We start from the raw sequence: 15,914 nt of genomic DNA, 5'->3' as shown, positions 1-15,914 counted from the left end.
ATTAAGCGTGTCTTAATGTTCCTGTTAAGGTTATTTTAATGGAGTAGAAATACTTTTGATCCAGGAAAAATCAACTAAATAGCCTTGATTAAAATTATACCCATGAGAAAGATAAATTACATCTGTGTCGCAGCTTTTCTGCTGCTCCTCAGTGCAGGATGTTCAGACACGCCACGTTACAAAAACGCAAACGCGCCGGTAGAAGAGAGGGTAAACGACCTGCTCTCCCGGATGACATTAGAGGAGAAAGCCGCCCAGCTGGATATGCTTTCAGCGAATGATATACTCGATGGCCCCGATAAGCTGAATGAGGCGCAAGCTATGCATTTCATAGATTCCATGTGCATTGGTTCCATTCATGATTTTTATCCTAAAACGGCTGCAATTGCCAATGCAGTACAAAAACGCGCGATAGAGAATTCCCGTCTGGGAATCCCCTTAATATTTATAGAAGAAGCATTACACGGTTATCAGGGCGAGGGAGCGACTACATTCCCCACCCCGATAGGCAATTCATCCTCATGGGATACCATATTGGTAAATAATATAGGCAAAGCTATTGCCGCCGAGGCCCGGGCACACGGCGTGCATTTCATACTGGGGCCGAACCTCGATCTGGCCCGCGATATCCGTTGGGGACGTACCGAAGAAACATTCGGGGAAGACCCATACCTCTCGTCACGTTACGCCGTTAACCTGATAAAAGGAATGCAGGGCAACAGCCTGAAAGACAACAATGCCGTTGTCGCCGAACCGAAGCACTTTGCCATACACGGCATACCCGAAGGGGGAGTAAATACTTCACCGGTCTTTATCGGGGAACGGGAAGCCCGTTCCACACATCTCTATGTATTCGAGAAAGCCGTTACCGAAGCAAAGGCAAAAGGGATTATGGCAGCCTATCACGAAAGGGATGGTGTGCCGGCTATTGCTGACCCCTGGCTGCTAAAAACCATATTGCGTGACGAATGGAAATTCGGCGGCTTTGTTGTATCCGACCTAGGAGCTATTGCCAAACAATATAAAGACCACCATACTGCCGCGTCGGGCGAAGAAGCGATTGTAAATGCGCTCTCTGCAGGACTGGATATGCAGTTTTATGATTATCCCCACGATGTATTTCAGAATACAGTTGTGCAGGCTGTGAAAGATGGTAAACTATCTGAAAAAGATTTGGACAGGGCGGCAGGTAGTGTATTGAGGGTAAAATTCGAACTCGGGCTTTTCGATAATCCCTATACGGATGAAGCGTTAACAGCGAAAGTATTCCATAGTGAAGAGCACCGGAAATTAGCCCTTGAAGCTGCCCGGAAATCAATCGTATTACTCGAAAACAAAGACGATATATTACCTTTAAAAAAGAATATCAAGTCTATCGCCCTTGTCGGTAATCTGGCCAATGTATCTTCGTTAGGAGGTTACTCTCCGGCCGGAGCAAAAGGTGTAACAGTATATCAGGCCTTGAAAAAAAGATTCGGCGATAATGTAAAGATCAATTTTGTAAACAGTGATATATCGGAACGCTTCTCAAACATTCCTTTAACGGCTCTGAATCCGAAATCAACTCCCGATAAGAATGGGTTGGATATGGAGTTCTTCAACAATACCGACTTTCAAGGCTCGCCGGTCTATACGTCTACCGGTGATAACCTGTCCGTTTACTGGCACAACCTGAGTCCCGCTCCCGGTATAAACTCTGATAATTTTTCCGTCCGTTGGAGCGGAACTATCACAGCCCCCGTATCGGGCGAATACGAATTCCAGCTGAATGCTGATGATTATGCACGTGTATCCATAAACAATGAACTCCTTATTGACTGCTGGGGAAATGACAAACGGAAACAGACAGGCAGTAAGAAAATAAGTATGACAGCCGGAAAACCTGTTCCCGTTACACTGGAATATGCCGAGATAGAAGATATTGCTTACATCAATCTGAAATGGAGAATGACACAACTTACATCTTCATCTTTGTACAGGGATGTGGCAAATGCTGCCGCCGCTTCCGATGTTACAATAGTTGTAATCGGCGAAACAAACGACGAAGTAGGTGAAAGCCGCGACAGGCAAAACCTCTATCCTCATCAAACCGATCTGGATATTATCAAAACAGCTAAACAGGCCAATAAACCTGTTGTAACAGTAATGCTTACAGGCCGCCCGCTGGTGCTTACGGAAATAGCTGCAAATTCGAACGCCCTTCTTCAGGCATGGTATCCCGGCGAAGCCGGAGGAGATGCTGTGGCCGATGTCCTATGGGGCGACTATAATCCTTCGGGTAAATTATCAATCAGCTTCCCGAAAGAGCAAGGCTCATTACCTATATATTATTCAAAGAAACCATCTGCCAGCCGCAGATATGTAGACGGGAACGGGGAACCGCTATATGAATTCGGGTATGGACTTAGCTATACCGATTTCACTTACTCAGCACTAAGCATACAACCCGAAAATCCAAAAACAACTGACAATGTCACGGTAACTATCAACCTGAGAAATACAGGAAATGTAGACGGGGCAGAGGTAGTACAGTTATATATAAACGATAAAGTTAGTAGTGTCGCAACTCCGGTAAAACTATTAAAAGGCTTTGCCAATGTATTCCTGAAAGCAGGAGAAAGCAAGGAGGTAAAGATAAATCTTACTCCGGAACATTTGTCATTGATAAATGCCGGAATGAAACGTGTGGTAGAACCCGGGGAGTTCGAAATAATGGTCGGAAGTTCATCAAAAAACATACATCTCACTCAAAGTATAACCATAACAGAATGAAACAGTTATTAACACTAGCGCTTTCCTTATTACTGACGACAACCATCAGTGCGCAAAAAAGGATAGCCTGCATCGGCGCCAGCATCACCGAAGGAGCAGGAACTACCGATATGGCAAAGAATTCATTTCCGGCACAACTGGGAACCTTGCTTGGAAACGAGTATAAAGTTTTGAATTTCGGCCTCGGTGGCCGCACAATGCTTCGTAAAGGAGATTTTCCTTACCGGGAAACAGAGCAATATAAAAAAGCGCTCGCCAGCAATCCTGATATTGTATTCATCGATTTGGGAGGGAACGATGCCAAAGCCCGGAATCGTATCCATATGAATGAAATGGAAGGGGATTGTATCGATATGATAAAGTCTTTCAGACAACTGCCGTCCAATCCGCGGGTAATACTGATGCTTCCTATTGTTTCGTTCGAACCCGATACAGCGCAGATATGGGATGCGGTGATTGTGAATAAGATAATTCCCTGCCTTCGCAAAGCGGCCTATAAGGAAGGTATTGAAGTACTGGATATGCACCCCTTACTCATTAACAGGAAGGACTTAATGCCTGATAATATTCATCCCGACAATGAAGGCGCTGCCATTATTGCCCGCAGGTTGTTCGAACAGGTAACCCTGAAGACAGACAAGGACTTTGATATACTGACGAATATAAAGGTACCGTATACCACTTCCGAATTCAGCGGATATGTATGTGCCGACTTCAAATTAAGAGGACGTGAATGTAAAGTGGTAAAACCCAAAGAAGCCGCACCGGGAAAACCATGGATTTGGCGCACCCGCTTCTGGGCACACGAACCTCAGACAGACATAGCCTTGCTCGAAAGAGGATTCCATCTGGTCTATTGTGATGTGGCCGAACTGATGGGAAATCAGGAAGCATTATCTATCTGGTCTGATTTTTATAAGATACTGATCAAAGCGGGATTATCCAGAAAGAGCGCCATGGAAGGCATGAGCCGCGGAGCTATGTACTCATTCTGCTGGGCAGCAGCCAATCCCGACAAGATAAGTTGTGTATATGTAGATAATCCTTTGCTCGATTGCCGCTATCTGGCCGACAGGGAAGGCGACTTAGGGGAAATGACAAGGGATTTTATGGCCGCATACGGACTGAAAACGAAGGATGATATCCGCAACTTCAATGGCAGCCCCACAGATAAGGTAAAGGAAATCGTAAAAGGGAGATATCCGATACTGATACTCTGTGCCGACCAGGATGAAGCGGTACCACCTACCCAGACACTTCTTTTTGAAGAGAAGATCAAGGCCCTGGGCGGTGATATTACCGTAATGATGAAACACGGATTCAAACATCATCCGCATAGTTTCCCCAATCCTGCACCGATAGTAGACTTCATATTAAAAGCTAATAGCAATCAAATAATGAAATGAGAAAAGCTATAATCTTCATATTTATATATTTATTATCAGCCGGATCGATATGGGGACAGGATATTCCTCATTTAAAGAGGAATGAAAACAATATTACCCAACTCATTGTAAATGGCAGGCCATACATAATGCTTGCCGGCGAACTGATGAACTCCAGTGCTTCTACCCTGGAAAGTATGGCCCCAAAATGGAAGCAGCTAAAAGCACTTAACCTGAATACAGTGCTGGCAACCATAGCTTGGGAACAAATAGAACCGGAAGAAGGCCAATATGACTTTTCCATTGTAGAGGGTCTTATCAAAGAAGCCCGCCGACATGATTTGAAACTCGTCTTTTTATGGTTCGGTAGCTGGAAAAACGGCTCCTCAGGATATGCCCCGCATTGGATGATGAGAGATACCAGGAGATTTCCACGAATGGAAAACGACAAAGGGGAAAACCGTCCGTTCCTCTCAAATTTCAGCGAGAACCTGATAAAAGCCGATAGTAAAGTATTCGGCGCTTTAATGAACTTCATTAAGCAAACAGACGGCGAAGAACATACTGTGCTTATGATGCAGATAGAAAACGAAATGGGTCTGCTGGGAGATAGCCGCGACCGTTCTGATAAGGCGAATGAGCTATTTGCGAAAGAAGTGCCTGTCGAACTGGTTCAATATCTCCAAAAGAATGAGAAACAAATTCTACCCGAAATAACCGGGCAATGGAAAGCCAACGGGAAGAAATCCCGGGGAAACTGGCTCTCGCTATTCGGGAATGATAGTCAGAAACTTGCCGATGAAATGTTCATGGGATGGTATTATGCCAGATTCGTAGAGCAGGTTGCCGCCAGTGGGAAGAAAGAATATGCCATTCCTATGTTTGTAAACGCATGGACCATTTATCCGGGCGATCCGGTACCGGGAAACTATCCCAGTGGCGGCCCTAATCACCGGATGCTGGATATATACCAGTGTGCAGCTCCGTCTATAGACTTTCTGGCCATAGACAACTATAATGAAGACTATATATCCCAACTAAAGCAATACAACAGAAATGGTAATCCGGTCTTCGTTCCCGAAGCTGTCGCCCTGTGGCGGGGGGAAAAGTGGAGCAGCCCGGCAAAAGCATTCTATACTTTAAGTGAATTTGACGCTTTGGGATTCTCTCCCTTTGCCATTGACAACGCTATCTATGACGATAAACACCCTCTGAAAGATGCATATCATGTATTGAACAACCTGATTCCCCTGATTACTAAAGAGCATGGATCGGGCAAAATGAGGGGATTTATGCAACAAGATAATAAGTCCGATAAAATTGATTTTGGAGATTATGAGATCAATATCCATTACAATTATCCTTATCTGGGCTATGGATTGGTAATAAGGCTTTCCGAAGATGAGTTCTTAATTGCTGGAAACGGAGCAGATATATCATTCCGCTCTAAAGTAAAATCATTACGGGGTATCAGTTATGGAACTATCAGGGAGGGCTACTTTGTAAACGGGGAATGGAAGACTTCAAAATATATAGGAGGAGACGAAGCTATGCAGGGAGTAGGCGGTGTCAAGCTCCCTCCTGTTTATCTGAGTGAAGATGCAAACCAGAATCTGGTATCCATCCTGCGAATCAAAGTAATACCTGTCAAGAGTTCGACTTATACCAACAAAAACATCTTCGATTAACTGAATAATTATACAACTTAATAACATATTAAAGAAATGAAAAAGTACCCTGTTCTTCGTAAAGCCAAAGCCATTTATCCATTATTCGGATTATTCTTATGCATGCTGTTGTCCAATAATGTTTCCGGTCAGAAAAACCCGTTTATACAACATATGTACACCGCCGATCCTTCGGCACGTGTATGGGCCGACGGCCGCCTGTATGTATATGCATCGCATGATATTGCACCCCCGAGAGGTTGCGACCTGATGGACCAGTACCATGTATTCTCTACCGACGATATGGTAAACTGGGTAGACCACGGCGAGATACTCCGTTCGAGCCAGGTGCCTTGGGGCAGACCCGAGGGCGGATTTATGTGGGCTCCCGATTGCGTCTACAAGAACGGAACGTATTACTTCTATTTTCCTCATCCGAGTGAATCAAACTGGGGCAAAAGCTGGAAGATAGGTGTGGCCACAAGTAAGTACCCGGCAAAAGACTTCGTAGTGCAAGGCTATGTAAAAGGTATGGAAGCTCATATCGACCCCAACGTATTTATCGATGATGACGGACAGGCTTATATTTATCAGGGTGGAGGCGGTGTCTGCCTTGGTGGTAAACTGAAAGACAATATGATGGAGGTAGACGGCAAACTGCAAAAGATGGAAGGATTGTATGATTTCCACGAAGCCACATGGGTACACAAACGCAATGGTATCTACTACTTGTCATACTCCGATAATCACGATGATAACTGGAATGACGGAGTAAAAGGGGATAACAGGATGCGTTACGCGACCAGCAATAGTCCGCTCGGTCCATGGGAGCATCAGGGTATCTATATGGAGCCTACCAACAGTTATACAAATCACGGCTCTATAGTCGAATACAAAGGACAATGGTACTCATTCTACCATGACAGTTCGCTCTCCCTCAAAAATGGTGAATTCAACGACTGGCTCCGTTCCATTTGTGTAGATAAACTATACTATAACGAAGACGGGACAATCCGGATGGTGAAGCAGACAAAAGAAGGCCGGAAATAACAACAACCCATAAAATAAGCTTATAATGAACAAGATAGCACACCTATTATGTATTATAACATACATTCTTGTCCCAAACAATACGTATGCTCAAAAGAATCCGTTTATCAGACACATGTACACAGCCGACCCTTCAGCACGTGTATGGGCCGACGGACGGCTATATGTATATGCATCACATGATATCGCTCCTCCGAGAGGTTGCGACCTGATGGACCAATACCACGTTTTCTCTACCGATGATATGGTAAACTGGACAGATCACGGCGAGATACTTCGTTCCAGTCAGGTTCCGTGGGGAAGGCCCGAAGGCGGATTTATGTGGGCACCGGATTGCGCCTACAAAAATGGTGTATATTACTTCTACTTTCCTCACCCAAGCGGAACGGAGTGGAACAAAACATGGAAAGTGGGGATCGCGACCAGCACCAAACCGGCCAGTGATTTCAAGGTACAGGGATATCTCGATTTAGGAGAAGATAATTTTGCCATGATAGACCCTTGTGTCTTTACCGATGATGACGGACAAGTCTACTTCTACTATGGTGGAGGAGGCCGGTGCAAAGGCGCTAAAATGAAAGCCAACATGATAGAATTAGATGGTAAACTACAGGAAATGACCGGCCTTGACGATTTCCATGAAGCTACATGGGTACACAAATACAATGAAACCTATTACCTTTCATATTCGGACAATAATCCCGGAGCCAACCGCAAGAAGTATGCAACCAGTAAAAGCCCGTTGGGACCATGGAAATATCAGGGTGTATATATGGACCCTACCGGCTGCGATACAAACCACGGTTCGATAGTCGAATATAAAGGACAGTGGTATGCATTCTATCATGACAGTTCGCTTTCCGGAAAAGGCAATCTACGTTCTATTTGCGTAGACAAGCTATATTACAATCCTGATGGTACCATCAGAAAAGTAATCCGGACGAAAGAGGGCTGGAAATGATATCTGGCGTTTAACATTCTATTAAATCACTATGAAAAGCACATACTCCCCTATTGTTTAACATCCCTCTGTCTGTCAGGAATTAACTATCAATACTAAAAATAGGAGAAGGCTGGATTGTCAATAATCCGGTCTTTCCTTTTCAAGCGTTGATCTTATCAATCCTGGCCTGATGCCTCCCCCCTTCAAAGTCGGTATTGAAGAAGACTTCGATCATATCATAGGCCTCTTTCTGAGATACAAACCTGCCGGGCAGAGTCAGCACATTGGCATCGTTATGCATCCTGACCAGCCTTGCTATCTCCGTATTCCAGCATAGGGCGCTCCTTACATGCTTATGATGGTTCAAAGTCATGTTGATACCGTTGCCCGTACCGCAGATGGCAATGCCCCTGTCGCAGTCGCCACTGTCGATGGCCTCTCCCAGCTTATGGCCGAAGTCGGGATAATCGACACTCTGTGTACCATCATAGGTACCGAAATCGGCATAAGGGATGCCCTGTTCCCTGAACAGGCTGATGATATATTCTTTCACCGGGTAGCCGGCATGGTCACTGGCCAGTCCGATGGGTTTTGAGGGGATGGGAAATAAGCTCATGTGATAGTTCTGAGTTATGAGTTATGAATGATGAATGATAAGTTGCAGGCTGCTTTCATTCCACAACCTGCAACTGTTTGTTCTTTGTTAACTGTTTACTGTTAACTGTTTCACCTGGTTGTATACATTCTCAGGGGTAAAGCCCAGTTTCTCGTCCAGCACCTTGTAAGGGGCGGAGAAACCGAAGGAGTTCATCCCCCAGATCCTGCCTTTATCGCCTACAAGGCCCTGAAGGGTGACAGGAAGACCTGCGGTAAGGCCGAACTTCCGCTTGCCGGCAGGAAGTACGCTTTGCTGGTATGCTTCGCTCTGTGCACGGAACAGACCCTCGGAGGGTACCGATACGATACGGGTCTTAATACCTTCGGCTTTCAATAGCTTAGCTCCCTCCACAAGGGTCGATACTTCCGAACCCGAAGCCAGCAGGATAACATCGTAGTTCTCATCTTCTTCCACGATGTAAGCCCCTTTTTCAGCCTGTAGGGCTTCCGTGTAGCGGTTTACTTTGGCCGGCAGGTCGTTGATATTCTGCCGTGAGAAGATAAGGCCTGTCGGAGTGGTTTTGTTCTCCATGGCCATCTTCCAGGCTACGGTAGCTTCCTGTACGTCGGCAGGACGCAGAACCAGCATCGAGTTGTGACCGTGATGGTTCTGGAGTTTCTCCATCAGGCGTATCTGGGCTTCCTGTTCCACCGGTTCGTGGGTAGGGCCGTCTTCGCCTACGCGGAAGGCATCGTGTGTCCAGATGAACTTGACCGGCAGTTCCATCAGCGCTGCAAGGCGGATGGCTGGCTTCATATAGTCGGAGAATACGAAGAAGGTGGCGCAGGCGGCTGTGACTCCTCCATGGAGGGTCATACCGATACACAGGCAGGCCATGGTCAGCTCCGATACTCCTGCCTGCAGGAAGGCTCCCGAGAAGTCGCCTTTCTTCATGCTGCGGGTATGCTTGAGGAAACCGTCGGTCTTGTCCGAATTGGACAGGTCGGCTGATGATACGATCATATTCTCCACCTGTCTGGCCAATACTCCTAATACGGTAGCGGAGGCGGCACGGGTGGCCTGATTTGGCTTCTGTTCGATGCCGGCCCAGTCGATAGCCGGTACATAACCGTCGAACCACTGCTGCATCTTTTGTGCCGCTTCGGGATTTTGTTTTGCCCAGGCTTCTTTGGCAGCATATTTTTTTGCTACTATCTCTGCCAGTTCGGCAGCACGTTTTTCGTAGAGTTCTTTGACTTCAGGGAAGATAACGAACGGATTGGCCGGGTCACCGCCCAGATTCTCGATGGTCTTCTCATAAGAGGCCCCGGCTGCACTTAGTGGCTGGCCGTGTGTCTCCGTTTCGTCTTCGAAGCTTGTGCCGTCTGCCTTGACCGCTCCTTTTCCCATCACGGTCTTACCGATAATCAGGGTAGGGCGTTCTTTCTCGAGCTTGGCTTCTGTCAGGGCGGCACGGATCTGGGTGGCGTCATTTCCTGTGATGGTGATCACACGCCAGCCCCATGCCGTATATTTGGCGGCCACGTCTTCTTCGGTCACTTCGCGGGTCTTGGTAGACAGCTGGATGCCGTTGGAGTCGTAGAACATAATCAGGTTGTCAAGTCCAAGGTGTCCTGCCGTACGGCCTGCTCCCTGTGAGATCTCTTCCTGCACGCCTCCGTCGGAGATAAAGGCATAGATGGTCTGGTCCATGCAGTCTCCGAAGCGTTGTTTGAGGAACTTGGCGGCGATGGCCGCTCCCACGGCAAAGGTATGTCCTTGTCCGAGCGGACCGGAGGTGTTCTCTATGCCACGCAGGATATCCCTTTCGGGATGTCCCGGCGTTACGCTGCCCCACTGGCGGAAGCCCTGCAGGTCTTCCATGCTGAACTTGCCGGCAAGGGCAAGGGTGGAATACAGCATCGGGGACATATGTCCGGGATCTAAAAAGAAACGGTCACGGCCTTCCCACCGCGGGTTCTTAGGGTCGTAAACCAGAAACCCGGTGAAAAGCACATTGATGAAGTCGGCGCCGCCCATAGCGCCACCCGGATGGCCCGATTTGGCCTTCTCGACCATCGAGGCCGATAGAATGCGGATGTTGTCCGCTGCTTTGTTTAATAATTTGATTGGTGTCATCGGTTATATTGTATATGATTATTATAATTAATTCGGATTGAAAAAGTAACAAAAGTAACAGATATATCAGTTAGCAGTCAACAGTAAACCAACTTGTAACTCGTAACTTTCTTAAAAAGTAACAAAGGTAACACTTTTTTCAGTGAACAATAAACAGTATTAACAGTAAACAGTCATCAGTATCGTGGTCTGTCATGCTGAGAGAAACGAAGCATCTCGTCAGGGAGTAGTTAACTCCCGCTGGCGCGGACTTCCAGTCCGTGTCTTGTTGATGTTTGCTACGCAACACACAGACGAGACGTCTGCGCGAGCGGGTGAGAGAAACGAAGCATCCCGTCAGAGAGTAGTTAACAACCTGTCTCTCGTATCTTTCTCCCAAAAGGTAACAAAGGTAACAGTATTTACAGTCATCAGTCAACAACTCGTAAGATGTAGAACTTTGCGCCTTTGCGTCTTTGCGTGAAACAAAACAAAACGTCAGCCAACTTGTAACTCGTAACTACCCGAAGGGCGAAGAAATAACATTCGCCGAAGCGAAGGCGAGGCAAACTCGTAACCGCTTTAATCAGTCTTTCAAAGAACTATCAGCTAACAGCTAAAGGCTATTGGCTTATTATATAGATAAAATTATTGAAAAAGAATCTATCCCAAATTTAGTATAAATAAAAAGAATCCAAATACTATTTTCCGTCAAAGCAGAGAATATATCCGGATTCTTCCAAAATAATCTGATTGTTGATTTACAGTTTTACCTTATATACACCGAATGACTGACCCTGAGTCTGTATATTCAATATATTTCCATCTATTGAGGCTGTTGCTTTCTCAGGAATAATATTCGTTGGTGTGTCGAGTGTATTTATTGCTTTCAAGTTATTATTCTTTATGACTATACAGTCACCGACTGTGAATGCCGCATTCTTTTTAGTTCCTGTCAATGTTACTTTTACATTCTTTGCTTCGGTACCTGTATTTGCCACTTTCACAATGTAACAGTTCTGGTCTTTATCATAAACAGCAGAAGCATAAAGGTTATCCTGCCCTGTCACAGCCTTTTTATCCGGCCACAACAAAGTCATTGTATTTGTCCCTTTATTTTGCGCATAAAGTTGCTGCACATAATAGTTCGGAGTTTTCATCATCCGCAGATTATCGAACCAGATCATATCCGGACACCATTGCCATGCATCCACATGTGCAAAAAGAGGCGCATAAGTACACATATGAACAATATCGGCATTACGTTCCAATCCGGTCATAAATGCAGCTTCGGACAGAGCCGACAGAAAATTGTTCTGTTTCCCTGTAGAATGGTCGTGTGAAGCATATTCTCCGGCAAACACAGCCGGACCTTTACGGTCATAATTATCGTAACGTGCAGCGTTTTTGAAGAACCAATCCGGCTCTTTATAGTAATGTTCGTCCACTAAATCCACCTTCAGACGTTTCATTTCGGGCCACAGATAGTCGAATTGCTTTCCGTCAGCCGAAGGTCCCGAACTGCCTACTATCTTCATATCAGGATATTTTGCACGAATTTCTTTCACGAATGGAGCCAGATGTTCAGGATATTCTTCTCCCCATTGTTCGTTACCGATACCTATAAATTTGAGATTGAAAGGTTCGGGATGCCCCATATCGGCACGTACTTTTCCCCAGGTGGAAGTTACAGGGCCGTTTGCAAACTCAATCAGGTCCAGAGCATCCTGAATGTATGGCGCTAAATCGCTTACAGGCACATGCGCATGCCGGTCTTCGTTCTGAAACTGACACGCCAGCCCGCAGCTTAATACAGGAAGCGGCTCTGCCCCCATATCTTCCGACAAAAGGAAGTATTCATAAAAACCTAAGCCGTAACTCTGATAATAATCTGGAAAGAAACGGTTAGTAAATGTATAGTGCCATCGGTTTTCATTCACAGGACGGTTTTCAACCGGACCAATGGTCTTTTTCCAGTCATAACGGGTATCGAGGTCTGTGCCCTCAACGATGCATCCTCCCGGAAAGCGGAATATACCCGGAGTAATGTCTGTCAGCGCCTGAGCCAGATCTTTTCTCAATCCGTTCTCACGGCCTTTATACGTGTCGGTAGGAAATAATGAGACATGGTCTACGGCAATCGCACCCCTGGATGCAAGGAATATGCGTAAGCGTCCCTTTTCCTCTGTTGCCTTAGCTGTTATTACTACCTGATGCTTTTGCCAGTCCGGTGAGTTTATAATCAATTCCTGACTGCCTATTACTTCATCTTTGGGATTGATAAATTCGACACGGATTTTCTGGTCTTCCGTTGTATTCACTTTCTTCGCCCAAACAGAAAAACGGTAAGTCGCATCTTTCTTAAAGCCCATCCCGCGGAAGCCTTCGTTCTCTATCCCTGTATGCTTATGTGCATGTCCGGGATTGGAAAGGACCAGATAATTCGGGTTTTTATCGAAAGGAGGATTATCTTTCCGCACTTCCACTTTACCGAAAGTGTACCAGCCCATGAGCTCCTGCGGAAAATCAAAAGACCTGTTCTTCACCAGCTCGGCATACAATCCGCCATCGGCCCCGAAGTTTATATCTTCGAAAAAAAGGCCGTACATGGTAGACTGAACAGGCGCTCCCACTTTCTTTGTGTCTAATGTAAATTCATAGGTCTGCTGTGCAACAGCCGACTGACCGAAAGCCAGTAATGAGGCCAGGCCTACAATTTTATATAAATTCTTTTTCATCATACTATATGGTTAAAGATTAAAATACTATTACAAATCCGCCATTCGGCTGAATTTCGACGCTTAGTTTCCCATTATTCAACAAAACCTGTTTTTGGCTGAACGTACGGTTAGTATCACCGTCGGTAATCATTGTACCTTCTTTTGAGATATTCAGTTTCGACAAATCCAGTTCCAACGTCTTCACTGCGGTTTCGGCATTAATTCCGGCCACATACCATTTTTCTCCCGACTTACGAGCAAACACGGCATATTTGGCAGGGAAGCCATCTATTAACTTCACATCATCCCAGCTTCTTGGAACATTCTTCATATACTCCTGTACATAGTCAGGTTGTTTTTCCATACTTTCAGGAATTTCCACATAATGCTGAATTCCGGATTGGAAAAGAACGGTCAATGCAATTTCGAATCCGTTGGACGTACGACGCCGGATATTCGGTATCTCGCCAAAACAAACCGGAGTAAAGTCCATAGGGCCGACTACATTACGGGCAAAAACAGCCGTAGCACAATGTTGCGGAGCCAGATCAGCGGTCTCCTGAGCAAAGGTGATAAACTCAAATCCTTTGATAGATTCCAGTGTCATCAGGTTAGGGAATGTGCGGCTCCAGCCACGGGGAACAGTAGTTCCGTGGAAGTTGAGCATCAACTTATAATCAGCAGCGTCCTGCATCATATCATAATAATACTGAATGGCCGAAGGCCCGTCTCCCGGCCAGAAATCGACTTTAAGACCGGCGATCCCCATCTTGCTCACCCGTTCAAATTCAGCTCTGCGAGCGTCCCTTGTTAATAGTGCATTCTTCGGGGTTTGATAAGTTGTATTCCAATCTCCCGCGGAATTATACCACAGAAGAAGTTTAACATTCTTGGTCTTAGCGTAATCTATCAGCTCCTGTATTTTTTCATAACCTATTACCGTATCCCAAAGTCCATCTACCAGAACATATTCCCATGTCATTTTAGCGGCATAGTCGATATATTGTTTCTGGCGGTCGTAATTAACGGACGGGTCTTTTTCCACACCCCAGCTCCATGCTACGATTCCGGGTTTTATAAAACCTGCGTCTTTCACCCGGCTTGGTTCGGAAACATCTGTTACCATCGAGCTTTCTACTATATCGTTTAATCCTCCCAGCATAATCACACGCCATGGAGAACGTAATGGCAATTTCGATATCGGAGTAACAGGATCGGTAGGTTTTACAGTTTCCCCCTGTTGCGGAAACTCAATAAAATATTCACCATCAGGACTATGCTGAGCCAGACGTGTGCCGCAATAAGGCGGTTCTAATCCCGCTTCTGTAAGTAACACCCATGTTTCTCCGTTATTGAATAAAGCCGGAAAACTCCATCCTGCTTTTTTAGGGGCTTCCGTTCCTACAGGAATGTCTGTAATATAATTATCTTCATAGCTCGGACATGTCTGTGCCCAGCAGTTTTTCACATCATCGTGCGGATGCAACCACGCTTTAGTTGTAGTCGCAAAGCGGAACGATGTATTTTCTTTCTCTATGGTCTTTTCATCTGTAGAAGTTTCATCAAAGGCATAACGGAAAGCAACACCGTTGTCTCCGATATGGAAAGTAATTGTCATTTCTTTTCCTTCCGGATTTTTTACTTTCACATCCCATTCATTTGCCTTAAAACTATTGTTCAGCCTTTTTTCGGCAGGAGTGACATAAGTACCCTGTACATCGCGCCTGGCTCCGATACTTACAACTTCAAGAGAAGAGAAATCAGCATCGTTTCTCATCAGGCCTAAAACTGAAGGCTCGATAACAGTTACACCATTCTTTTTAATGGTATATTTCAATACTTTTGCAGAATCCCGGCTCAATTCGACCGTTATTTTCCCATCAGGACTGGTTAAGGCATCTTGCTTTGGAGAGCATGACGCCAATAATCCGATAATAAAGAGAGATAAAAATCCTCCCAATAATTTTTTCATGGTAATTAATTTATTTTGATTGATTTAGCTTTTTCACTACTCTCGCAGGATTACCAACCGCAAGGCTGTCGGCCGGAATATTTTTTATCACCACTGCCCCTGCCCCGATAACAGAACGGTCACCGATAGTCACACCGGGACAAATAGTAGAATGTCCTCCTATCCAGCAGTCTTTTCCTATAACCACGGGTTTACATGCTTCCCATTGTTTGCGGTCTTCAATATCGAGCGGATGACCGGCTGTATATATATGTACGCCGGGTGCAATCAACGTATTGGCACCTATCTTTACTGTTCCGCCATCGAGGATAACCGCTCCGGTATTGATAAAAACATTTTCTTCGGCATATATAAATTCACCATAATCGCAGAAAAAGGGAGGCTCAAGGTGGAGATCCTTTGCCGAATTAGGACATAATTCGTTTATTACATCATGAAATTTATCGGTATAATATTCCGTCACGTTCAATTTATGAAGTATTGGCTTTATCTTTGCCCGATGTCCGATCATCTCTTCTCCATGAGCCCAATAACGCTCTCCGGCAGCCATTTTCTCCTTCTCTGTTTTCATTTTTATATCAGCGATTTATTTAGATCTCCCTGAAACACTATATAAGTGTATCAAATACACTTGCAAGATAACAAATAAGTGTTTCCAAATACACTTATTTAGATATGTTATAAAACAT

10 protein-coding genes are annotated in these 15,914 nt (G+C 45.4%); 5 read left to right on the top strand and 5 right to left on the bottom strand.

Annotation, left to right across the window (positions count from 1 at the left end; translation table 11 throughout):
- The first annotated feature begins 102 nt into the window (after nt 1-102).
- From ACYQ3L_RS07785 to ACYQ3L_RS07765, 5 genes are all read left to right on the top strand, one after another.
- Nucleotides 103-2,772, top strand: a complete 2,670-nt coding sequence (locus ACYQ3L_RS07785; RefSeq protein ID WP_380000483.1) for a glycoside hydrolase family 3 N-terminal domain-containing protein — start codon at nt 103-105, stop codon at nt 2,770-2,772.
- On the top strand, nt 2,769-4,178 hold the full coding sequence (locus tag ACYQ3L_RS07780; protein WP_380000481.1) for a GDSL-type esterase/lipase family protein: 1,410 nt from the start codon (nt 2,769-2,771) through the stop codon (nt 4,176-4,178). Before ACYQ3L_RS07785 ends, ACYQ3L_RS07780 begins: the two co-directional genes overlap by 4 nt.
- The gene (locus ACYQ3L_RS07775; RefSeq protein WP_380000478.1) at nt 4,175-5,845 is read left to right on the top strand and encodes a GH35 family beta-galactosidase; all 1,671 of its coding nucleotides are present in this window, start codon (nt 4,175-4,177) and stop codon (nt 5,843-5,845) included. Before ACYQ3L_RS07780 ends, ACYQ3L_RS07775 begins: the two co-directional genes overlap by 4 nt.
- Nucleotides 5,846-5,947: 102 nt before the next feature.
- Nucleotides 5,948-6,874: a family 43 glycosylhydrolase gene (locus ACYQ3L_RS07770; protein WP_380000557.1), complete on the top strand. Its 927-nt coding sequence runs from the start codon at nt 5,948-5,950 to the stop codon at nt 6,872-6,874.
- Between the two features lie 25 nt (nt 6,875-6,899).
- On the top strand, nt 6,900-7,835 hold the full coding sequence (locus ACYQ3L_RS07765) for a family 43 glycosylhydrolase (RefSeq protein ID WP_380000475.1): 936 nt from the start codon (nt 6,900-6,902) through the stop codon (nt 7,833-7,835).
- A gap of 142 nt (nt 7,836-7,977) precedes the next feature.
- On the opposite strand, the gene ACYQ3L_RS07760 is transcribed toward ACYQ3L_RS07765, so the two are convergent.
- The 5 genes from ACYQ3L_RS07760 to ACYQ3L_RS07740 all read right to left on the bottom strand — a co-directional run bounded on the left by ACYQ3L_RS07760 (nt 7,978) and on the right by ACYQ3L_RS07740 (nt 15,796).
- On the bottom strand, nt 7,978-8,433 hold the full coding sequence (locus ACYQ3L_RS07760) for an RpiB/LacA/LacB family sugar-phosphate isomerase (RefSeq protein ID WP_459952376.1): 456 nt from the start codon (nt 8,431-8,433) through the stop codon (nt 7,978-7,980).
- A gap of 87 nt (nt 8,434-8,520) precedes the next feature.
- Complete coding sequence (locus tag ACYQ3L_RS07755; protein WP_459952375.1) at nt 8,521-10,554, bottom strand: transketolase family protein; 2,034 nt, start codon at nt 10,552-10,554, stop codon at nt 8,521-8,523.
- Nucleotides 10,555-11,294: 740 nt separating this feature from the next.
- Complete coding sequence (locus ACYQ3L_RS07750; RefSeq protein ID WP_379994300.1) at nt 11,295-13,271, bottom strand: alpha-L-arabinofuranosidase C-terminal domain-containing protein; 1,977 nt, start codon at nt 13,269-13,271, stop codon at nt 11,295-11,297.
- A 19-nt stretch (nt 13,272-13,290) separates the two neighbouring features.
- A complete protein-coding gene (locus tag ACYQ3L_RS07745; protein WP_379994298.1) occupies nt 13,291-15,225 on the bottom strand; it encodes a glycoside hydrolase family 97 protein in 1,935 nt (644 codons plus the stop codon).
- Between the two features lie 10 nt (nt 15,226-15,235).
- Entirely contained in the window at nt 15,236-15,796 is a 561-nt protein-coding gene (locus tag ACYQ3L_RS07740; protein ID WP_379994297.1) for a sugar O-acetyltransferase, read from the bottom strand.
- Nucleotides 15,797-15,914 lie beyond the last annotated feature (118 nt).

This window comes from Dysgonomonas termitidis (assembly GCF_054657735.1).
This window is presented reverse-complemented; position numbering and strand designations above follow the sequence as displayed.